18 protein-coding genes and 1 tRNA gene are annotated in these 20,584 nt (G+C 62.9%); 17 read left to right on the top strand and 2 right to left on the bottom strand.

Annotated elements, in window-relative coordinates:
- Positions 1-18: 18 nt before the first annotated feature.
- The gene (locus tag F6X37_RS07855) at positions 19-1,956 is read left to right on the top strand and encodes an MFS transporter (RefSeq protein ID WP_187610891.1); all 1,938 of its coding nucleotides are present in this window, start codon (positions 19-21) and stop codon (positions 1,954-1,956) included.
- A gap of 163 nt (positions 1,957-2,119) precedes the next feature.
- Positions 2,120-3,220 carry a chorismate synthase gene (aroC, locus tag F6X37_RS07860; RefSeq protein WP_187610892.1) on the top strand — a complete coding sequence of 367 codons (1,101 nt, stop codon included), beginning with the start codon at positions 2,120-2,122 and terminating at the stop codon, positions 3,218-3,220.
- A 176-nt stretch (positions 3,221-3,396) separates the two neighbouring features.
- Here the strand turns inward: aroC and F6X37_RS07865 are convergent, their stop codons facing one another.
- On the bottom strand, positions 3,397-5,070 hold the full coding sequence (locus F6X37_RS07865; RefSeq protein ID WP_184063676.1) for an electron transfer flavoprotein-ubiquinone oxidoreductase: 1,674 nt from the start codon (positions 5,068-5,070) through the stop codon (positions 3,397-3,399).
- Between the two features lie 186 nt (positions 5,071-5,256).
- Between F6X37_RS07865 and F6X37_RS07870 the strand changes: the two genes are divergently transcribed.
- Positions 5,257-6,033 carry an SDR family oxidoreductase gene (locus F6X37_RS07870; protein ID WP_018421159.1) on the top strand — a complete coding sequence of 259 codons (777 nt, stop codon included), beginning with the start codon at positions 5,257-5,259 and terminating at the stop codon, positions 6,031-6,033.
- 56 nt (positions 6,034-6,089) lie between these two features.
- The gene (locus tag F6X37_RS07875; RefSeq protein ID WP_187610893.1) at positions 6,090-6,521 is read left to right on the top strand and encodes an acyl-CoA thioesterase; all 432 of its coding nucleotides are present in this window, start codon (positions 6,090-6,092) and stop codon (positions 6,519-6,521) included.
- Between the two features lie 44 nt (positions 6,522-6,565).
- Here the strand turns inward: F6X37_RS07875 and F6X37_RS07880 are convergent, their stop codons facing one another.
- Positions 6,566-7,111: a LuxR C-terminal-related transcriptional regulator gene (locus tag F6X37_RS07880; RefSeq protein ID WP_018421157.1), complete on the bottom strand. Its 546-nt coding sequence runs from the start codon at positions 7,109-7,111 to the stop codon at positions 6,566-6,568.
- A gap of 219 nt (positions 7,112-7,330) precedes the next feature.
- Here F6X37_RS07880 and F6X37_RS07885 point away from each other — a divergent pair, with 219 nt between their 5' ends.
- From F6X37_RS07885 to F6X37_RS07945, 13 genes are all read left to right on the top strand, one after another.
- Positions 7,331-8,035 carry a CoA transferase subunit A gene (locus F6X37_RS07885; RefSeq protein ID WP_090800989.1) on the top strand — a complete coding sequence of 235 codons (705 nt, stop codon included), beginning with the start codon at positions 7,331-7,333 and terminating at the stop codon, positions 8,033-8,035.
- A 2-nt stretch (positions 8,036-8,037) separates the two neighbouring features.
- Positions 8,038-8,679 (top strand): CoA transferase subunit B, encoded by a 642-nt coding sequence (locus F6X37_RS07890; RefSeq protein ID WP_184021841.1) that lies wholly within the window; start codon positions 8,038-8,040, stop codon positions 8,677-8,679.
- A 227-nt stretch (positions 8,680-8,906) separates the two neighbouring features.
- Positions 8,907-9,803: an alpha/beta fold hydrolase gene (locus F6X37_RS07895; RefSeq protein WP_187610894.1), complete on the top strand. Its 897-nt coding sequence runs from the start codon at positions 8,907-8,909 to the stop codon at positions 9,801-9,803.
- 97 nt (positions 9,804-9,900) lie between these two features.
- Positions 9,901-10,254 carry a RidA family protein gene (locus F6X37_RS07900; RefSeq protein WP_184021856.1) on the top strand — a complete coding sequence of 118 codons (354 nt, stop codon included), beginning with the start codon at positions 9,901-9,903 and terminating at the stop codon, positions 10,252-10,254.
- 69 nt (positions 10,255-10,323) lie between these two features.
- Entirely contained in the window at positions 10,324-12,567 is a 2,244-nt protein-coding gene (locus F6X37_RS07905) for a RelA/SpoT family protein (RefSeq protein ID WP_187610895.1), read from the top strand.
- Positions 12,568-12,672: 105 nt separating this feature from the next.
- A tRNA-Val gene (locus tag F6X37_RS07910) sits at positions 12,673-12,749 on the top strand.
- A 254-nt stretch (positions 12,750-13,003) separates the two neighbouring features.
- Positions 13,004-14,911, top strand: a complete 1,908-nt coding sequence (thrS, locus tag F6X37_RS07915; RefSeq protein ID WP_187610896.1) for a threonine--tRNA ligase — start codon at positions 13,004-13,006, stop codon at positions 14,909-14,911.
- Positions 14,912-14,960: 49 nt separating this feature from the next.
- Complete coding sequence (infC, locus tag F6X37_RS07920) at positions 14,961-15,485, top strand: translation initiation factor IF-3 (protein WP_075643713.1); 525 nt, start codon at positions 14,961-14,963, stop codon at positions 15,483-15,485.
- Positions 15,486-15,743: 258 nt separating this feature from the next.
- The gene (gene rpmI / locus F6X37_RS07925; RefSeq protein WP_006052501.1) at positions 15,744-15,941 is read left to right on the top strand and encodes a 50S ribosomal protein L35; all 198 of its coding nucleotides are present in this window, start codon (positions 15,744-15,746) and stop codon (positions 15,939-15,941) included.
- A 29-nt stretch (positions 15,942-15,970) separates the two neighbouring features.
- The gene (gene rplT / locus F6X37_RS07930) at positions 15,971-16,330 is read left to right on the top strand and encodes a 50S ribosomal protein L20 (protein ID WP_006052502.1); all 360 of its coding nucleotides are present in this window, start codon (positions 15,971-15,973) and stop codon (positions 16,328-16,330) included.
- A gap of 158 nt (positions 16,331-16,488) precedes the next feature.
- On the top strand, positions 16,489-17,502 hold the full coding sequence (gene pheS / locus F6X37_RS07935; RefSeq protein ID WP_187610897.1) for a phenylalanine--tRNA ligase subunit alpha: 1,014 nt from the start codon (positions 16,489-16,491) through the stop codon (positions 17,500-17,502).
- A gap of 160 nt (positions 17,503-17,662) precedes the next feature.
- Positions 17,663-20,098: a phenylalanine--tRNA ligase subunit beta gene (pheT, locus tag F6X37_RS07940; RefSeq protein WP_187610898.1), complete on the top strand. Its 2,436-nt coding sequence runs from the start codon at positions 17,663-17,665 to the stop codon at positions 20,096-20,098.
- A gap of 69 nt (positions 20,099-20,167) precedes the next feature.
- Positions 20,168-20,584, top strand: a complete 417-nt coding sequence (locus F6X37_RS07945) for an integration host factor subunit alpha (protein WP_090800976.1) — start codon at positions 20,168-20,170, stop codon at positions 20,582-20,584.

Raw genomic sequence — 20,584 nt, forward strand, 5'->3', positions numbered from 1 at the left:
CGCCGTTCTCCTGACTTCATGAACGATCGTCCGTTGCCCGCTGCCCGCCGCGCCGCTCGCGCGCACGAAGCGCACGAATCCCAGTTCCGCCTGCTCGGCCAGCGCCGCTTCGCGCCGTTCTTCTGGACACAGTTTCTCGGCGCGATGAACGACAACGTGTTCAAGATCGGCTTCACGTCGCTCGTCACGTATCAGGCGGCGCGGTTTTCGGGCGTCGACCCGAAAACCGCGGCGTTCCTGATCTCCGCGATTTTCATTCTGCCTTTCGTGCTGTTTTCGGCCACTTCCGGCCAGATCGCGGACAAGTACGACAAAGCGTTGCTCACGCGCCTCGTCAAGACTTTCGAGATCGCGGTGATGCTGGTCGGCGGCGCGGGGTTCTGGCTGCATGGCGCGGCGTTGCTGTACCTGTGCACGTTCCTGATGGGCGTGCATTCGACGGTATTCGGGCCGGTCAAGTACTCGTATCTGCCGCAGCATCTGTCGCAGGCGGAGCTGGTCGGCGGCAATGGCATGGTCGAGATGGGCACCTTCGTCGCGATCCTGATCGGCACGATCGTCGGCGGCGCGGGCGCGGGGTTCGCCGAGCATGGCGCGGCGGTGCTCGCTTGCGCGTGTATCGCGATCGCGCTGATCGGGCGCGCCGTGTCGGGCTTCGTGCCGGCTACGCCCGCGCCGCAGCCCGGGTTGCGCATCAACTGGAACCCGGTCAGCGAAACGTGGCGCAATCTGAAGCTCGCGCACGAAAACCGCACGGTGTTTCTTGGTCTGCTCGGCATTTCGTGGCTGTGGTTCGTCGGCGCGACGTTCCTCGCGTCGTTCTTCAACTTCGCGAAGGACGTGCTGTCCGCCGATCCCGACGTCGTGACCGTGCTGCTCGCCACGTTTTCGATCGGCATCGGCATCGGCTCGCTGTTGTGCGAACGGCTCTCGAAGCGGCGGATCGAAGTCGGCCTCGTGCCGCTCGGCTCGATCGGCATGAGCGTGTTCGCGATCGATCTTTTTTTCGCGAGCCACGCGCTGCCGCCGGCGGGGCATCTGCTCAGCGTTGGCGAATTTCTCGCGCGGCTAGCGCATTGGCGCGTGCTCGCCGATCTGTTCCTGCTCGCGATGTTCGGCGGCTTTTACAGCGTGCCGCTGTATGCGCTGATCCAGAGTCGTAGTCAGCCGAGCCATCGCGCGCGCATCATCGCCGCGAACAACATCCTCAACTCGCTGTTCATGATCGTGTCGGCGCTGATGGCGATGGGCCTGACCGCCGCGGGCTTCAGTATTCCGGCGATCTTCCTCGTCACCGCGCTTCTGAATGTGGTCGTCGCGGGCTACATCTATTCGGTCGTGCCCGAGTTCCTGCTGCGCTTCATCGCGTGGCTGCTCGTGCATACGTTCTACCGGATCCGGCTCGTGCACGCGGAGCGGATTCCGGAGCAGGGCGCGGCGGTGCTCGTGTGCAACCACGTCAGTTTCGTCGATGCGATCGTCATCATGGCCGAAAGCCCGCGGCCGATCCGCTTCGTGATGGACCACCGGATCTTCCGCTCGCCGTTCGTCGGCTGGCTGTTCCGGCACGCGAAGGCGATTCCGATCGCGTCCGCGCATCAGGACGCGGCGCTGCTCGCGCGTGCGTACGACCTGTGCGCGCAGGCGCTCGCGGACGGCGAACTCGTCTGTATCTTTCCCGAAGGGAAGCTGACGCGTACCGGCGAGCTGAATCCGTTTCGCCACGGCGTCGCCGAGATCGTCAGGCGGACGCCGGCGCCCGTCATTCCGATGGCGCTGCGCGGGCTGTGGGGCAGCGTGTTTTCGCGCGCGGTGGACGCAACCTGGCCGCGGCCGATCAGCAAAGGTGTGATGAGCCGGCTCAGCCTCGCCGTCGGCGAGCCGATCGACCCGGCGCTCGCGACGCCGGAGGCGCTGCAGCGGATCGTGACCGAGCTGCGCGGCGCCCGCAAGTAGCCGTGGGCCGGTGCGCGGACGCCGAGATGGCGGGCTCGCCCACCATCACCCGCTTTCGGCCGAGTGCGCCCTGGCCGATCGGCCATCGCCGTCGCCAGGCCCGGCTTAGAGACGAGCGGGCTGGCATAATAGCGTTCTCCCCGTATTTCTTTGGACGACGCTCATGTCCGGCAACACGCTCGGTACGCTTTTCACTGTCACGACCTTCGGCGAATCGCACGGCCCCGCTATCGGCTGCGTGATCGACGGCTGCCCGCCGGGCATGGCGCTCAACGAAGCCGACATCCAGTTCGAACTCGATCGCCGCAAGCCGGGCACGTCGCGCCACGTGACGCAGCGCCAGGAAGAAGACAAGGTCGAGATCCTCTCGGGCGTGTTCGAAGGTCAAACCACCGGCGCGCCAATTGCGCTGCTGATCCGCAATACCGACCAGCGCAGCAAGGACTACGGCAACATCGCGGAAACGTTCCGCCCCGGCCACGCCGACTACACGTACTGGCAAAAGTACGGCATTCGCGATTACCGCGGTGGCGGCCGCTCGTCGGCACGGCTGACGGCGCCGGCGGTCGCGGCGGGCGCGGTCGCGAAGAAGTGGCTGCGCAAGAAGTTCGGCACCGAAATTCGCGGCTATATGGCCGCGCTCGGCGAGATCGACGTGCCGTTCGTCGATTGGGCGCAGGTGCGCGAAAACCCGTTTTTCGTGCCGAATGCAGAGATCGTTCCGCAGCTCGAGGCGTATATGGACGCGCTGCGCAAGGACGGTGATTCAATCGGCGCGCGCATCAACGTGGTTGCCTCCGGTGTGCCGGTCGGCCTCGGCGAGCCGCTGTTCGACCGCCTCGACGCCGACATCGCGCACGCGATGATGGGCATCAACGCGGTGAAGGGCGTCGAGATCGGCGCGGGCTTCGCGAGCGTCGCGCAACGCGGCTCGGTGCATGGCGACGAGCTGACGCCGGAAGGTTTCGTCGGCAATCACGCGGGCGGCGTGCTCGGCGGTATTTCGACGGGGCAGGACATCACGGTGTCGATCGCGATCAAGCCGACGTCGAGCATTCGCACGCCGCGCCGTTCGATCGACAAGGCGGGGAACCCCGCGATCGTCGAGACCTTCGGGCGGCACGACCCCTGCGTCGGCATTCGTGCGACGCCGATCGCCGAGTCGATGCTTGCGCTCGTGCTGATCGATCACGCGCTGCGCCATCGCGCGCAATGCGGCGATGTGGCCGTGAGCACGCCGAAGATCGCGGCGAGCGCGCCGTAACCCTGACGCGGTCCCGCGATTGGCGGCGAACGAGCCGCCATAAAAAAGAATAGGGAAGGGGGACCAACGAAACGCGCAAGAATGCGCGCAGACGAAAGCGCGAGCGCGCTATCGGAATTTGCCTGCGCGACGCTGCCGGTTATCGCGCAGCGCCGCAAAGGCAGACGGCACATCCATCACATATTCGGATAGTTCGGACCGCCACCGCCTTCCGGCGTGACCCACACGATATTCTGCGTCGGGTCCTTGATATCGCAGGTCTTGCAGTGCACGCAGTTCTGCGCATTGATGACGAGCCGCTCGCTGCCATCGTCGTTCTTCACGAACTCGTACACTGCGGCCGGGCAATAACGCGCCTCCGGTCCCGCGTAGGTCTGCCAGTTCACGTTGACCGGCACGGTCGGATCCTTCAGCGTCAGGTGCGCCGGCTGATTTTCCTCGTGATTCGTGTTCGAGATGAACACCGAGGAGAGCCGGTCGAACGTCAGCTTGCCGTCCGGCTTCGGATACGTGATCGGCTTGCACTGCGAAGCCGGCTTCAGCATCTCGTGATCGGAATGCTGATGATGCAGCGTCCACGGCACGTTGCCGCCGAGCAGCTTCTGCTCGAGACCGACCATCAGCGTGCCGAGGTAGAGACCCTTGCTCATCCACTGCTTGAAATTACGCGCGCGATACAGCTCGGTGTAGAGCCACGACGTCTTGAACGCTTCCGGGTAGGCGCTCAGTTCGTCCGACTGACGGCCGGCCTGCACGGCGTCGAACGCGGCATCGGCGGCGAGCATGCCGGTCTTGATCGCGGCGTGCGAACCCTTGATGCGCGACGCGTTGAGAAACCCCGCGTCGTCGCCGACCAGCGCACCGCCCGGGAACACCAGCTTCGGCAACGACATCAGGCCGCCCGCGGTGATCGCGCGCGCGCCGTAGGACACGCGCTTGCCGCCTTCGAGAATCGCGCGGATCGCCGGATGCGTCTTGTAGCGCTGGAATTCCTCGAACGGCGACAGATACGGATTCGAATAGCCGAGGCCGACCACGAAGCCGACCACGACCTGGTTGTTGTCCATGTGGTAGAGGAACGAGCCGCCGTACGTGTCGTTTTCGAGCGGCCAGCCGGCCGTGTGCATCACCAGACCCGGCTTGTGCCTGGCGGGATCGATCTCCCACAGCTCCTTGATACCGATGCCGTACACCTGTGGATCGACGCCATCGCGCAGCTTGAACTTCTCGTTCAGCTGGCGGCCGAGGTGGCCGCGCGCGCCTTCGCAGAACAGCGTGTACTTCGCGTGCAGCTCCATGCCGAGCTGGAAGTTTTCGGTCGGTTCGCCGTCCTTGCCGATGCCGAGGTTGCCGGTCGCGACGCCCTTGACCGAGCCGTCGTCGTTGTACAGCACTTCGGCCGCCGGAAAGCCCGGGAATATCTCGACGCCGAGCGCCTCGGCCTGCTGACCCAGCCAGCGCGTCACGTTCGCGAGGCTGATCACGTAGTTGCCGTGGTTCTTGAAATTGTCCGGCAGCGCCCAGGTCGGCACGCTCTTCGCGCCCGTCGCCGACAGGAACAGGAAGCGGTCTTCGGTCACGTCGACCGTCAGCGGCGCGCCTTTTTCCTTCCAGTCCGGGATCAGCTCGGTCAGCGCGCGCGGGTCCATCACCGCGCCCGACAGAATATGGGCCCCGATCTCTGAGCCTTTTTCGAGTACGCACACGCCAATGTCAGCGCCTCGTTCGGCGGCGCGCTGCTTCAGGCGAATGGCCGCCGACAGGCCCGCAGGGCCGCCGCCGACGATGACGACGTCATACTCCATCGACTCGCGCGGGCCGTACTGCTCAATGAGACTTGCGGGGGTCATTGATGCTCCTCTTACCGTTAGAATGCTTTTTTCGGGTTCGTATTGTGGGCGATCGATTCCCGCGCCGCAACCCGAAATCCGCAGATTAGCACGACCGTACTATTTCATGATACGGTATAGACCCTTAGTCGGGTCCTACCGAACCCGTCAACCGCAGTTGTCACCACAACCGAACAAGGAAAGACAATGGGCCGTTCGATCAATCTGGAAGGCAAGGTCGCGCTGATTACGGGCGCCTCGAGCGGGCTGGGCAAGCGCTTCGCGCAGGTGCTGTCGCAGGCGGGCGCGAAGGTCGTGCTGGCGAGCCGACGTACCGAGCGGCTCAAGGAGCTGCGCGCGGAAATCGAGGCGTCCGGCGGCGCCGCGCACGTCGTATCGCTCGACGTGACCGACTATCAGAGCATCAAGTCGGCGGTCGCGCATGCGGAGACCGAGGCCGGCACCATCGATATCCTCGTCAACAACTCGGGCGTGTCGACCACGCAGAAGCTGTCCGAGGTCACGCCGGCGGACTTCGAATACGTGTTCGACACGAATACGCGCGGCGCGTTTTTCGTGGCGCAGGAAGTCGCCAAGCGCATGATCATGCGCGGCAACAACGCGCAGAAGCCGTCGTACCGGATCATCAACATCGCGTCGATGGCGGGCTTGCGCGTGCTGCCGCAAATCGGCCTGTATTCGATGAGCAAGGCCGCGGTCGTCCACATGACGAAGGCGATGGCGCTCGAGTGGGGCAAGCATGGCATCAATGTGAACGCGATCTGCCCCGGGTATATCGACACCGAGATCAACCATCACCACTGGTCGACCGATCAGGGCCAGAAACTCGTGGCGATGCTGCCGCGTCATCGGGTCGGCAAGCCGGAGGATCTCGATGGGCTGCTCCTGCTGCTCGCGGCGGATGAATCGCAGTTCATCAACGGCTCGGTGATCGTCGCCGACGACGGCTTCGGACTCGCGTGAGCGGGTCGTCCAAAGTTTCAAAAGTCAGGCAGAAAAAGGAAGAACGGAAGTACAGAATGAGCGATTTTCACGCAGTTTTCGAAATGACGATGCCGATCCGCTGGGGCGACATGGACGCCTTCGGTCACGTCAACAACACGGTTTATTTCCGCTACATGGAGCAGGTGCGGATTTCCTGGTTCGAGCACATGGACTTTGTCGGCCAGCGCGCGCACGGGCAGGGGCCGGTGATCGTCAATGCGTCGATGGAGTTTCTGAAGCAACTGCACTATCCGGGCGACGTGATCGGCCGGATGTCGGTGGCGACACCGGGGCGCAGCAGCTTCGATACGGCTTTCGAGCTCCTGCGCGCCGATGAGCCGGATACGCTCTATGCGCGAGGCGCCGCGCGATGCGTGTGGATCGACTACGCGGCGGGCAAGTCGGTGCCGGTGCCTGACGTACTGCGCCCGGCCATCGAGAGCGCGGCGCTCGTCAAGGCGGCCTGAGCGCGCGGCTTGACAGCGCTGTCGCGCGCTTCAAACGCCCTCTCTCAATCCCCGAGCAGCCGCTGCAACAGCTCGGTCGCATTGCCCGTATCGTATTTGCGCATGAGCCGCGCGCGGTAGACGTCGACCGTGCGCGGGCTGATGTCGAGCACGCGGCCGATCTGCTTGCTGGTCTTGCCCGTCACCAGTTGCGCGGCGATTTCGCGCTCGCGTGGCGTCAGCTCCACCGCGACCCGCCGGGTTGCGCTCAAATCCTCGAAGGTCCAGACACCCGCCGCGTGCGGGTCGGTGCGCTGCTGCGCGCGGCCCGTCACGTGACACCAGAACAGCTCGCCGTTCGCGCGCTTCATGATCCGGTCGTCCGCGTAGCTGCCTTGCGCGGTCATGATCGGCGGAATGCGCGCGCCGATCCGCTCGAACTCGTCCGCCGATGGATACAACACCTGGAACGACTGACCGATCAGCGCGTCGCGCGCGTAGCCGAATATCGACGCTAGCTCGTCGTTGCAGTCTTCGATGGTCCGCTCGCGGGACAGCACGAGTCCGATCGGCGCGAGGTGAAACGCAGTGCGGTAATCCAGGGCGGGCATGGGCGGGAGGCAAGTACTTATGTATTTTTGCGTATTGTGCCGCATGGCGGGCCCAGCGTACTCTTTCGGGCAGATGACAACGCGGCTCAAGCCGCGGATGACTAGAATGACGTAGCGGTATCGTGAGGCGACGTGAAGTTCGCCCGTTGCGATATCAGCCGCAATGATCCGGCGGCCTGCGTACACGTTTCGGGTTTCCATAGAGGAAGGGACATACAGATGAACAAGGTCTATCCAGGCGCCGCCGAGGCGCTGAAGGACATCGTCAAGGACGGGCAGACGTTCGCCGTCGGCGGCTTCGGGTTGTGCGGCATTCCTGAGGCGCTGATCGCAGCGCTGCGCGATTCGAAGGTGCAGGGCATCACGTGCATCAGCAACAACGCGGGCGTCGACGGTTTCGGCCTCGGCCTGCTGCTCGAGACGCGTCAGATCAAGAAGATGATCTCGTCGTACGTCGGCGAAAACAAGGAGTTCGAACGCCAGTACCTGGCCGGCGAACTCGAGCTCGAATTCACGCCGCAAGGCACGCTCGCCGAGAAGCTGCGCGCGGGCGGCTCGGGCATCCCGGCGTTTTTCACGAACACCGGCTACGGCACGCAGATCGCCGAGGGCAAGGAAACCCGCCAGTTCGGCGAGAACCACTACGTGCTCGAACATTCGCTGACCGCCGATGTCGCGCTCGTCAAGGCATGGAAGGCCGACAAGGCCGGCAACCTGATCTATCGCCGCACCGCGCGCAACTTCAATCCGATGTGCGCGATGGCGGGCCGCATCACCGTCGCGGAAGTCGAAGAGATCGTCGAAGTGGGCGAACTCGATCCGGACGCGATCCATACGCCTGGCATCTTCGTGCAGCGCATCGTGCTGAATGCGCATCCGGAAAAACGCATCGAACAACGCGTCGTCCGCGCGAAAGGAGACTGATCATGGCATGGACTCGTGACGAAATGGCCGCGCGCGCGGCGAAGGAACTGCAGGACGGCTTTTACGTGAACCTCGGCATCGGCTTGCCGACGCTGGTCGCGAACCACGTGCCGGCGGGCGTCGAAGTGTGGCTGCAGTCGGAGAACGGTCTGCTCGGTATCGGCCCGTCGCCGACCGAAGACGAAGTCGACGCCGACCTGATCAACGCCGGCAAGCAAACGGTGACGACGCTGCCCGGTTCGTCGATTTTCTCTTCGGCGGATTCGTTCGCGATGATTCGCGGCGGCCACATCAATCTCGCGATTCTCGGTGCGATGCAGATCAGCAGGAAGGGCGATCTCGCGAACTGGATGATCCCGGGCAAGATGATCAAGGGCATGGGCGGCGCGATGGACCTGGTCGCCGGCGTCAAGCGCGTGGTCGTGCTGATGGAGCACGTCGCGAAGGGCGATCAGCACAAGATCCTCGAAGAATGCACGCTGCCGCTGACGGGCGTGGGTGTGGTCGACGAGATCATCACCGATCTCGGCGTGATCGAAGTGACCGAAAACGGCTTGAAAGTGACCGAACTCGCGCCGGGTGTGAGCGTCGACGAAATCAAGGCGAAAACCGGCGCGCCGCTCGATGTGAGCGCGGTGAGCTGACGCGGGTTGAAACGTCGCTGCGCCCGTCGGCGCGACCGCGCGGCGGCAACGGTGTGTTCCGGACGGGCGAGACGTGAGTCTCGCCCGTTCTGTTTTTGGCGCGCGGCGGCGGATGCGCCGGACGGTTGGATCGACCTTCCTAAGCCTTCTGGCCGATGCTTGCCGCGCGACGAAGCGGTTTACAATCGTTCGCAGCCCAATCCGCAGCGTCTTTGCAAGGACACCAGATGACCGCAACGACTTCCGCTTCCACCACCGGGCGGCCCGCGCCGCGTCAACGTTACGTGCGGTGCGCGAGCGCTGCCGGCCTGCATCGCGTCGCCTATACCGAGTGGGGCGACCCGGACAATCCGCGCGTGTTGCTGTGCGTGCACGGACTCACGCGATCGGGGCGCGATTTCGACCGCCTCGCCGCCAACTTCGCGGACACCTATCGCGTGGTGTGCCCGGACGTGGTTGGCCGGGGCTTGTCGTCGTGGCTCGCGAACCCCAACTTATACGCGGTGCCGCAGTACGTCGCCGACATGGTCACACTGATCGCGCGGCTCGACGTCGACACCGTCGACTGGTTCGGCACCTCGATGGGCGGCCTGATCGGCATGGGGCTCGCCGGCCTGCCGGACACGCCGATCCGCAAGCTGCTGCTGAACGACGTCGGGCCGCATCTGGAGCCGGTCGCGGTCACGCGCATCGGCGATTACCTTGGCAAGCCCGCACGCTTCGAAACGCTGCAGCAGGGCGTTGACTATGCCGCGCAGCTCGCGCAGAGCTTCGGACCGCTGACTCCGGACGAATGGCGCGAAATCAATACGCCGTTGCTGCGCGAAGAGGACGGCGCATGGGTGCTGCGCTATGACCCGCGCATCGCGCAGCCGTTCGCGGCGGTCACCGAGGAAGCGGCGAAGCTCGGCGAGGCGGCGCTGTGGCATTCGCTCGCGTCGTTCCAGGGGCCGGTGCTGGTGGTGCGCGGCGAGCAGTCGGATTTGCTGTCGCGTGAAACGGTCGCGAAGATGGTGTCGACCGCGCGTGCCGCATCGAGCGTGGAGATCGCCGGCGTCGGGCATGCGCCGGCGTTCCTGGCGGCGGACCAGATCGCGCTCGCGAGGGAGTTCTTCATCGGTTAGGCCGCGAACGCGTCATAATATTGAATTCCGCATGACGATTTCATCGGCAGTGTCGTGTGGGACGTAGTTCGATTAACCCCTCAGCTCAGGACTTTTCATGGCAGTCATTCGTTATCACGTCGGCAAGCGTCTCTCGGAAATGGCCGTGCACAACGGCACCGTGTACCTCGCGGGTCAGATCGCCGAAGACGACGATCAGGATATCGCCGGCCAGACGCGCGAAGTGCTCGGCCACATCGACCGTCTGCTCGCCGAAGCGAACAGCGACAAGTCGCTGTTGCTGTCGGTGCAGATCTATATCTCGGACATGGCGCATTTCGCCGGCATGAACGCCGTGTGGGACGAGTGGGTCGCGCAGGGCGACACGCCGCCGCGCGCGACCGTCGAGGCAAAGCTCGCGAATCCGAAGTGCCTCGTCGAAATCGTCGTGATCGCGGCGCAGCGCAACTGAGTCGCGGCCGTCCGGCAGCACCGTGGTTGATTTTCCGTTGAATCGTCTGGCCCGGCGGGCCGTCGCACCATGAACACCGATACCGTTCCGAGCGCGCCTCATCCCCATCGTTCCTTCGACGAAGCGATGGCGTTCGTGCGCGAACATGCGGGCGAGGTGCGGCTGTCGTCGGGCGAATTTCTCGCGGATCACGCGGCGGGCACCGCGTCGATCATGCGCAAGCTCAACGTCGATCCGCCGGCGGTGCTGGCCGCTGCGCTGTTTGCGCTGACACCGCATCTGCGCGATCCGGAGCGCGTGATCGCCGACGACTTCGGCGAAGAAGTCGCCCAACTGGTCGGCGACGTACGCAAGCTGCTGCGGCTCGGCACGGTCAGTTTGCGCGCGGCGCAAAACGCGATGCCCGAGGCCGGGCGTGACGCGCAGGCTGCGCGCCGCGTGCAGGTCGAGGCGCTGCGCAAAATGCTGCTCGCGTTCGCGCAGGACATTCGCGTCGTGCTGATCCGCCTCGCGTCGCGGCTGCAAACGCTGCGTTACTACGCGGCCGCGAAGCTCACGCCGTCGCCCGACGTCGCACGCGAAACGCTCGATATCTACGCGCCGCTCGCGAACCGCCTCGGTATCTGGCAATTGAAGTGGGAGCTCGAGGACCTCGCGTTCCGTTTCGAGGAGCCGGACACCTACAAGCGCATCGCGAAACTGCTCGACGAGAAGCGCGTCGAGCGCGAGAGCTATGTCGCGCAGGCGATCGAACGCCTGCAGCAGGAGCTGGCCGCCGCGCATATCCGCGCGGAAGTGAGCGGTCGGCCGAAGCATATCTACAGCATCTGGCGCAAGATGCGCGGCAAGGAGCTGGACTTCGCCGAGTTGTACGACGTGCGCGCGTTTCGCGTGATCGTACCGGACATCAAGGACTGCTACACCGTGCTCGGCATCGTGCACAACCTGTGGCAGCCGGTGCCGAAGGAGTTCGACGATTACATCTCCCGGCCGAAGCCGAACGGCTACAAGTCGCTGCACACCGTCGTGATCGGCGACGACGGCCGCGCGTTCGAAGTGCAGATCCGCACGCAGGAAATGCATCGCTTCGCCGAATACGGCGTGGCCGCGCACTGGCGCTACAAGGAAGCGGGTGCGCGCGGCTATGGCGGCACGTTCACCGCGAGCGAGAAATACGACGAGAAGATCGCCTGGCTGAGACAGCTGCTCGCGTGGAAGGACGAAGTCTCCGAGGGCGAGCATGGCGAAGCGGGCTCGGCACAGCCGTGGGAGCAGTTGCGCCAGGCCACGCTCGACGACGATCACATCTACGTGCTGACGCCGCAGGCGCGCGTGATTCCGTTGCCGCACGGCGCGACGCCGATCGACTTCGCATTTCACCTGCACAGCGAGCTTGGGCATCGTTGCCGCGGCGCGCGCGTCGACGGTGCGATGGTGCCGCTCAACACGCCGCTGCAGAACGGCCAGACGGTCGAGATCGTGGCGGTGAAGGAGGGCGGTCCGTCGCGCGACTGGCTTAATCCGCAACTTGGCTATCTGCAAAGCCCGCGCGCGCGGCAGAAGGTGCGCGCATGGTTCAACGCGGTGGAGTTACAGGAGCACATCGCGAACGGTCGCGCGATGGTTGAAAAAACCCTGCAGCGCGAAGGCAAGACCTCGGTCAATCTCGATCAACTGGCCGCGCGGCTCGGTTTCAAGACCACCGACGACCTGTTCTCCGTGGTCGGCAAGGAGGAGTTCAGTCTGAGGCTCGTCGAGCAGGCGTTGCAGGATGCGCCGCCGCCCGAGCCCGAGGTCGATGCGCCGGAGAAGTTCGAGAAACGCAGCAGCGGCGCGAGCGTCGCGCGCGGCGCATCCACGGGGGTGCTGGTGGTCGGCGTCGATGCGTTGCTCACCCAGCTCGCGCGCTGCTGCCGGCCGGCGCCGCCCGACGACATCTGCGGATTCGTTACGCGAGGCAAGGGCATGTCGGTTCATCGCAGCGACTGCGCGACGTTCCGCCGGATGGCGGAGCGCGCGCCGGAGCGCGTGCTTCAGACGGCGTGGTCGGCGGACGTGATGAGCGGCCGCGGCCATTCCGTCTACCCGGTCGACCTCAGCATCGAGGCGACGGACCGGCAAGGTCTGCTGCGCGATATCTCCGAAGTATTCGCGCGGGAAAAGATGAACGTGATCGGCGTAAAGACGCAATCGCGCCGCAATGCCGCGTTCATGCAATTTACCGTCGAGGTGTCGAGCTCCGCGCAGATTCAGCGCGCGTGCACGCTGCTGGGCGAGATCACGGGTGTCGTGCGCGCGACGCGCAAGAACTGAGGCGCGGGCGGTTGGAAAAAGCCCCGCTAGTGGCGCGACGGATTAAAGTCGCCGCATAAAAGTACTTGCCAGGCTGCGCTATACCCCATATAATCTCGTTTCTTCAGGCTCGTAGCTCAGCTGGTTAGAGCACCACCTTGACATGGTGGGGGTCGTTGGTTCGAGTCCAATCGAGCCTACCAACGAAAATGAAATTCCGGCCTCGCTGGGGTTTCGCAAACTGCAGTAAGCGCTTTGAGCGCAAAAAGGCGAATACGGTTATGACACCGCGAACGTTGACCGAAACCACTTCGGAACGACGCTAGTCGAGGACCACTTTCGCCAGTGAAGTTTGCATAAAATGTGAATGCGGCCCCTCGAAAGCGGGGCCGCATTTTTTTTATCTTTTTGACCCTGGTTGTATGTGCCGCCGCCGGTCGGCACCACGGAGAACGCAATGGTTTCGATACGTTTGCCTGACGGTTCTGTTCGACAGTACGAGCATCCGGTGACCGTCGCCGAAGTGGCCGCCTCGATCGGCCCCGGTCTCGCGAAAGCCGCGCTCGGCGGCAAGATCGACGGGGAGCTGGTCGATACGTCCATGCTGATCGATCACGACGTGGCGCTCGCCATCGTCACGGAGAAGGACGCAGACGGTCTCGATATCATCCGCCACTCGACGGCGCACCTGCTCGCGTACGCGGTGAAGGATCTGTACCCGGAAGCGCAGGTCACGATCGGCCCGGTCATCGACAACGGTTTCTATTACGACTTCTCCTATAACCGTCCTTTCACGCCGGAAGATCTCGAAAAGATCGAAAAGCGCATGCAGGAACTCTCGAAGAGGGACGAGCCGGTGTCGCGTCGCGTGGTGTCCCGCGACGAAGCGGTCGAGTACTTCAAGAGCATCGGTGAAAAGTACAAGGCCGAGATCATCGAATCGATCCCCGCTAGCGACGAAATAAAACTGTACTCGCATGGCGGCTTCACGGACCTGTGCCGCGGCCCCCACGTGCCGTCCACCGGCAAGCTGAAGGTCTTCAAGCTGATGAAAGTCGCGGGCGCGTACTGGCGTGGCGACTCGAAGAACGAGCAACTGCAGCGCATTTACGGCACGGCCTGGACGAAGAAGGAAGACCAGGAAGCGTATCTCCACATGCTCGAAGAAGCCGAGAAGCGCGACCATCGCAAGCTTGGTAAGCAGCTCGACCTGTTCCACATGCAGGACGAGTCGCCGGGCATGGTGTTCTGGCATCCGCGCGGCTGGACGCTGTGGCAGCAAGTCGAGCAGTACATGCGCCGTCGCGTGAACGACGCCGGCTACCTGGAAATCAAGACGCCAATGATCATGGACCGCTCGCTGTGGGAAGCGTCGGGCCACTGGCAGAACTATCGTGAAAACATGTTCACGACGGAATCGGAAAAGCGCGACTACGCGATCAAGCCGATGAACTGCCCCGGTCACGTGCAGGTGTTCAATCACGGTTTGCGCTCGTATCGCGATCTGCCGCTGCGTTACGCGGAGTTCGGTTCGTGTCATCGCAACGAATCGTCGGGCGCGCTGCATGGACTGATGCGTGTGCGCGGCTTCGTGCAGGACGACGCGCATATTTTCTGTACCGAAGATCAGTTCATCAGCGAATCGATCGCGTTCAACACGCTGGCAATGAGCGTCTACCGCGACTTCGGCTTTGATAACGTCGAGATCAAGCTGTCACTGCGCCCGGATGCGCGCGCCGGCACCGACGAAACTTGGGATCGCGCGGAACAGGGACTGCGCGAGGCGCTGACGGCCTGCGGCGTCACGTGGGAAGAGTTGCCCGGCGAGGGTGCATTCTACGGCCCGAAGGTCGAGTATCACATCAAGGACGCGCTCGGCCGCTCGTGGCAGTGCGGTACGCTGCAGCTCGACATGGTGTTGCCGGAGCGGCTGGGTGCCGAATACGTTGCCGAAGACAACAGTCGCCGTCGCCCGATCATGCTGCACCGGGCGATCGTCGGATCGATGGAGCGTTTCCTCGGGATTCTGATCGAGCACCATGCTGGTGCGATGCCCGCTTGGCTCGCGCCGATACAGGTCGTTGTGGTGAATATTGCGGAAAGTCAGGCCGAATACGCGCGGGCGCTAGCCCAATCGTTGCAAAAACAAGGGGTTAGAGTCGAGGCCGATTTGCGCAACGAGAAGATTAGCTATAAAATACGCGAGCACACGCTGGAAAAGGTCCCCTACCTGTTGGTGGTCGGCGACAAGGAGCGTGAAGCGCAAACGGTAGCCGTGCGTGCCCGTGGTGGTGTCGATATGGGTGTAATGCCTGTTGACGCCTTCATTGAGCGTCTGCGCCAGGACGTGCAGTCGTTCAACTGAGCCACTTGGTACCCGGCTCGTTTTTTTTAATTTTTAGAGGAAACGTAACATCGCTACTGATAAGTCTGCGCACCGCATCAACGGTGAAATTACAGCACCCGAGGTGCGACTGGTCGGCGTCGAGAACGAACCGCTCGGCATCGTGAAACTCGCTGATGCGTTCCGCATGTCGGAACAGCAGGACGTAGATCTGGTCGAAATCGCTCCGCAAGCGGTTCCGCCGGTTTGCCGCTTGATGGACTACGGCAAGTTCAAGTACCAGGAAGCGAAGAAGCAACACGAGGCCAAGCTCAAGCAGAAGGTCATCCAGGTCAAGGAAGTCAAATTCCGCCCAGGTACCGACGACGGTGATTACAACGTCAAGCTGCGCAACCTCGTCCGCTTCCTCGAAGACGGCGACAAGACGAAAATCACGTTGCGTTTCCGGGGCCGCGAAATGGCTCACCAGGAAATCGGCATGCGCATGCTCGAACGCCTGCGCACCGACCTCGACGAAGTCGGTCAGGTCGAGCAGATGCCGAAAATGGAAGGGCGCCAGATGATCATGGTGCTCGCTCCGAAGAAAAAGAAGTAAGCGCGAAGCAGTTGGCCGGAGCGACGGCGTGCCATGTGGCGCGCGCTCCGGCGGCGCAAGGTTGTTTGATGCTGTGCTGGGTGTCCGGCTTGGTGTCGGAAGGTTTCGGAATGTCGCGCATGCAAGTGCGCAGTGGTTCCCGAAAAGCGGCCGCTGGCGGTATCGGCGGTCTGCATACCAAGTGGAATGGGTTTCGAAGGGCGGGAAATGGCCATCTGGCCGACCGCACACCCATGTCCATCTAATAATGGAGTTGTCATGCCGAAGATGAAGACCAAGAAGAGCGCTGCAAAGCGCTTCGTGGTGCGTCCGGGCGGTACCGTCAAGCGCGGTCAGGCCTTCAAGCGTCACATTCTTACCAAGAAGACCACCAAGAACAAACGCCATCTGCGCGGCTCCACGGCAGTTCATGATTCCGATCTGAACTCCGTTCGCGCAATGCTGCCGTTCGCTTAACCCTTAACCGACACTCATAGGAGCGAAACATGCCTCGAGTAAAACGTGGGGTTACCGCACGGGCCCGTCACAAGAAGATCATCAAGCTGGCCAAGGGTTACCGCGGCCGTCGCAATAACGTCTATCGCATCGCCAAGCAGGCGGTCATGCGCGCAGGCCAATACGCCTACCGCGACCGCCGCAACAAGAAGCGTGTGTTCCGCGCACTATGGATCACGCGTATCAACGCGGCGGTGCGTCAGCACGACATGACGTACAGCGTGTTCATCAACGGCCTGAAGAAGGCGTCGATCGAACTGGACCGTAAGGTGCTGGCCGACATGGCTGTGTTCGACAAGGCTGCTTTTGCTGCGATCGTTCAGCAGGTGAAAGCCGCCGTTGCAGCCTGATTGCGCTTCTGGCAATTAAAACTGCGTGGTTCGTTGCAGCGAACATCCGGTAGTCTCGGTGACGCTGCAACAAAAACGGGGCTCCTCACCGAGCCCCGTTTTTGTTGGTAGAACCAGTTTTGTTTCGATAGAACACTGACGTTGAAATGATGGGATCAATGGATCTGGACCAGATTGTCGCCGACGCGCAAAAAGCCTTCGCAGAAGCCCCCGACGTCACCACCCTCGAGAACGAGAAAGCGCGCTTTCTCGGTAAGGCGGGTGCGCTGACCGAGCTGTTGAAGGGCCTTGGCAAACTCGATCCCGAAACGCGCAAGACCGAAGGCGCACGGATCAACCTCGTCAAGCAACAGGTCGATGCCGCGCTGACGGCACGTCGTCAGGCGCTCGCCGACGCACTTCTGAACCAGCGTCTCGCTGCTGAAGCGATCGACGTCACGCTGCCGGGCCGCGGCGCCAATGCAGGTAGCCTGCACCCGGTGATGCGCACCTGGGAGCGCGTCGAACAGATTTTCCGTACGATCGGATTCGACGTGGCCGACGGCCCCGAGATCGAAACCGACTGGTACAACTTCACCTCGCTGAACAGCCCGGAAAACCATCCGGCGCGTTCGATGCAGGACACCTTCTACGTCGACGGCAAGGATGCCGACGGCCGCCCGCTGCTGCTGCGCACGCATACGAGCCCGATGCAGGTGCGCTACGCGCGCACCAACACGCCGCCGATCAAGGTGATCGTGCCGGGCCGCACGTATCGCGTGGATAGCGACGCGACGCATTCGCCGATGTTCAACCAGGTCGAAGGCCTGTGGATTGACGAGAACATCAGCTTCGCGGACCTGAAGGGCGTCTATACCGACTTCCTGAAGAAATTCTTCGAGCGCGACGACATTCTCGTGCGCTTCCGTCCGTCGTATTTCCCGTTTACCGAACCGTCGGCCGAGATCGACATGCAGTTCGAAACGGGCAAGAACGCGGGCAAGTGGCTCGAAATTTCGGGCTCCGGCCAGGTGCATCCGACTGTGATCCGCAACATGGGTCTCGACCCGGAGCGCTACATCGGCTTCGCTTTCGGCAGTGGCCTCGAGCGTCTCACGATGCTGCGTTACGGCGTGCAGGACCTGCGCCTGTTTTTCGAAAACGACCTGCGATTCCTGCGTCAATTCGCGTGACCCGGCACGAGCGAGCGCGACGAAGCATAAATCGCGGCAGCGCACCTGGTGCGCGCCGCGAGCGTCCCCGGCAGAGCTCGCTGAACCGGCGCAAGACCACCGGGCTTTACGAAGCATCTGCCGGACGTGGACCTAACCTGATCACAACGTACACAGAACCATGCAATTTCCGGAATCCTGGCTCAGAACTTTTGTCGATCCGCAACTGACCACCGACGAGCTGTCGCACGCGTTGACGATGGCGGGTCTCGAAGTCGAAGACCTGCGGACGGCCGCGCCGCCGACCTCGAAGATCGTCGTCGGCCAGGTGCTGGAAGTCGTCAAGCACCCGGATGCGGACAAGCTCAACGTGTGTCAGGTCGACGCTGGCACCGGCGCGACGCTCAACATCGTGTGCGGCGCGCCGAATGTTGCGCCCGGCATCAAGGTGCCGGTCGCGCTGGTCGGCGCGCAACTGCCGCCGGCCGAAGAGGGCGGCGCACCGTTCGCGATCAAGCTGTCGAAGCTGCGCGGCGTGGAAAGCCAGGGCATGCTGTGCTCGGCGCGCGAGCTGAAGCTCTCCGAAGATCACAGCGGTCTGATGATCCTGCCGGAAGACACGCCGATCGGCCAGGACATCCGCGACACGCTCAATCTCGACGACACCGTTTTTGAAATCAAGCTGACGCCGAACAAGGCCGACTGTCTGTCGGTATTCGGCGTCGCGCGAGAAACGTCGGCGATTACCGGAGCGCCGCTGCGTCCGCTCGAAATCAAGCCGGCTCCGGTCGCGCTCAACGAAACGCTGTCCGTGAAAATCTCCGCGCCCGATCTGTGCGGCCGTTTCTCGGGCCGCGTGATCCGCGGCGTCAATGCGCGCGCGAAGTCGCCGCAATGGATGATCGAGCGTCTCGAGCGCTCCGGCCAGCGCAGCATTTCCGCGCTCGTCGACATCTCGAACTATGTGATGCTCGAGCTGGGGCGTCCGTCGCACGTGTTCGATCTCGACAAGATCCACGGCGGCATGGACGTACGCTGGGGCCGCAAGGGCGAAACGCTGAAGCTGCTGAACGGGAACACGGTCGAGCTCGACGAAACGGTCGGTGTGATCGCCGACGAGCAGCATATCGAAAGCCTCGCGGGCATCATGGGCGGCGACAGCACCGCGGTCACGCTCGACACCACCCACATCTATCTCGAGGCCGCGTTCTGGTGGCCCGACAGCATTCGTGGTCGCTCGCGCAAGTACAACTTTTCGACCGATGCAGGCCATCGCTTCGAGCGCGGCGTCGACTACGCGACGACCGTCGATCATATCGAGCGCATCACGCAGCTGATCCTCGACATCTGCGGCGGCGAAGCGGGTCCGGTCGACGATCAGATCGTCAACGTGCCGAAGCGCGCGCCCGTGAAGATGCGCGTTTCGCGCGCGAACCGCATCATCGGCGTCGCGATCGGTGTCGATGAAATCGCGCAGATCTTCACGCGCCTCGGCCTCTCGTTCGAGCGTGACGGCGATACGTTCTCGGTGATGCCGCCGTCGTACCGCTTCGATATCGAAATCGAAGAGGACCTGATCGAAGAGGTCGCGCGTATCCACGGCTTCGAAAAGATTCCGGCGCGCCCGCCGGTCGCGACCAGCGAAATGCGCGCGACCAACGAGACGCAACGCTCCATCCACGCGATCCGTCATGCGCTCGCCGCGCGCGACTACGCGGAAACGGTGAACTTCAGCTTCGTCGACGCCGAGTGGGAGCGGGACTTCGCAGGCAACAGCAACCCCGTGCGTCTGATCAACCCGATCGCGAGCCAGCTGTCGGTGATGCGCACGACGTTGTTCGGCAGCCTGATTCATGTGTTGCGCACGAATCTGAACCGTCGCGCGGCGGACCGCGTGCGCGTGTTTGAAGCAGGTCGCGTATTCCTGCACGATCCGTCGATCAAGGCCGGCGAGCTGACCGTCGAAGGTTTCGCGCAGCCGAAGATGATCGGCGCGCTCGCCTATGGGCCCGCGCTCGACGAGCAGTGGGGCGCACCGACGCGTGCCGTCGACTTCTTCGACGTGAAGGGCGACCTCGAAGCGCTGGTCGCACCGGCGCTCGCGCGGTTCGTACAGGCCGAGCATCCGGCGCTGCATCCGGGACGCAGCGCGCGGATCGAATTGAATGGTCGCGCAGTGGGCTGGATTGGCGAATTGCATCCGCGCTGGATGCAAAAATATGATTTGCCGCATGCGCCGATTCTGTTTGAAATCGAAGCGGAAGCATTAATGCAACGGGTATTGCCGATTCCGTCGGAAGTTTCAAAATTCCCGCCGGTACGACGTGATATCGCGGTGGTCGTCGATCAGAAAATCGAGGTTCAGGCGCTGCTCGACGAGCTTCAGAAGGCCCAGTCCGAACCGGGCTGCAAGGCTGTCCAGAAGGTTGCACTTTTCGACGAATTTCGTCCAAAATCAAACACTTCCGGTGGTCTGGCCGCGCACGAGAAAAGCCTTGCGTTCCGGGTGACCTTGCAAGATACTGGCGGAACCCTTCAGGATGAAACGGTCGATCTGGCTATTCAAACTCTGGTGGAACGTCTAGCTCGAGTATATGGCGCACGGTTGCGCGGATAACCCGCATTTAACAATTGCACGGCTGTTTCCGCATCCATTGTTTTACGCTTGGCGCGCCATTTGATAGATATGAATGAAATGAACTCGAGTGATTTCGAAGCCCTTCTTACGGCGCAACGCAGCGCCATGATTCGAGATATTCCGACATCATCCGCCGTCGTTTCCAATGAAACGCCGACACTCACCAAGGCGGAACTTGCCGAGTTGCTGTTCGACAATGTCGGGCTCAACAAGCGGGAAGCGAAGGACATGGTCGAGGCGTTCTTCGAGGTGATCCGCGATGCGCTCGAGAGCGGCGACAGCGTGAAGCTGTCGGGCTTCGGCAACTTCCAGTTGCGCGACAAGCCGCAGCGTCCCGGCAGAAATCCGAAGACGGGCGAGGCGATTCCGATTGCGGCACGTCGCGTGGTGACGTTTCATGCAAGTCAAAAACTGAAGGCGCTCGTCGAAAACGGCGCCGAAGCGAGCTTCTCGCGCGCTGATTGA

It is taken from the genome of Paraburkholderia sp. 31.1, assembly GCF_014397645.1.
Classification (GTDB): Bacteria; Pseudomonadota; Gammaproteobacteria; order Burkholderiales; family Burkholderiaceae; genus Paraburkholderia; species Paraburkholderia tuberum.

What these genes read in the sequence shown, in the direction of transcription:
- F6X37_RS07855 (WP_187610891.1), top strand. Translation starts at nt 19, where the DNA reads ATGAACGATCGTCCGTTGCCCGCTGCCCGCCGCGCCGCTCGCGCGCAC.
- aroC (WP_187610892.1), top strand. Translation starts at nt 2,120, where the DNA reads ATGTCCGGCAACACGCTCGGTACGCTTTTCACTGTCACGACCTTCGGC.
- F6X37_RS07865 (WP_184063676.1), bottom strand. Translation starts at nt 5,070, where the DNA reads ATGACCCCCGCAAGTCTCATTGAGCAGTACGGCCCGCGCGAGTCGATG.
- F6X37_RS07870 (WP_018421159.1), top strand. Translation starts at nt 5,257, where the DNA reads ATGGGCCGTTCGATCAATCTGGAAGGCAAGGTCGCGCTGATTACGGGC.
- F6X37_RS07875 (WP_187610893.1), top strand. Translation starts at nt 6,090, where the DNA reads ATGAGCGATTTTCACGCAGTTTTCGAAATGACGATGCCGATCCGCTGG.
- F6X37_RS07880 (WP_018421157.1), bottom strand. Translation starts at nt 7,111, where the DNA reads ATGCCCGCCCTGGATTACCGCACTGCGTTTCACCTCGCGCCGATCGGA.
- F6X37_RS07885 (WP_090800989.1), top strand. Translation starts at nt 7,331, where the DNA reads ATGAACAAGGTCTATCCAGGCGCCGCCGAGGCGCTGAAGGACATCGTC.
- F6X37_RS07890 (WP_184021841.1), top strand. Translation starts at nt 8,038, where the DNA reads ATGGCATGGACTCGTGACGAAATGGCCGCGCGCGCGGCGAAGGAACTG.
- F6X37_RS07895 (WP_187610894.1), top strand. Translation starts at nt 8,907, where the DNA reads ATGACCGCAACGACTTCCGCTTCCACCACCGGGCGGCCCGCGCCGCGT.
- F6X37_RS07900 (WP_184021856.1), top strand. Translation starts at nt 9,901, where the DNA reads ATGGCAGTCATTCGTTATCACGTCGGCAAGCGTCTCTCGGAAATGGCC.
- F6X37_RS07905 (WP_187610895.1), top strand. Translation starts at nt 10,324, where the DNA reads ATGAACACCGATACCGTTCCGAGCGCGCCTCATCCCCATCGTTCCTTC.
- thrS (WP_187610896.1), top strand. Translation starts at nt 13,004, where the DNA reads ATGGTTTCGATACGTTTGCCTGACGGTTCTGTTCGACAGTACGAGCAT.
- rpmI (WP_006052501.1), top strand. Translation starts at nt 15,744, where the DNA reads ATGCCGAAGATGAAGACCAAGAAGAGCGCTGCAAAGCGCTTCGTGGTG.
- rplT (WP_006052502.1), top strand. Translation starts at nt 15,971, where the DNA reads ATGCCTCGAGTAAAACGTGGGGTTACCGCACGGGCCCGTCACAAGAAG.
- pheS (WP_187610897.1), top strand. Translation starts at nt 16,489, where the DNA reads ATGGATCTGGACCAGATTGTCGCCGACGCGCAAAAAGCCTTCGCAGAA.
- pheT (WP_187610898.1), top strand. Translation starts at nt 17,663, where the DNA reads ATGCAATTTCCGGAATCCTGGCTCAGAACTTTTGTCGATCCGCAACTG.
- F6X37_RS07945 (WP_090800976.1), top strand. Translation starts at nt 20,168, where the DNA reads ATGAATGAAATGAACTCGAGTGATTTCGAAGCCCTTCTTACGGCGCAA.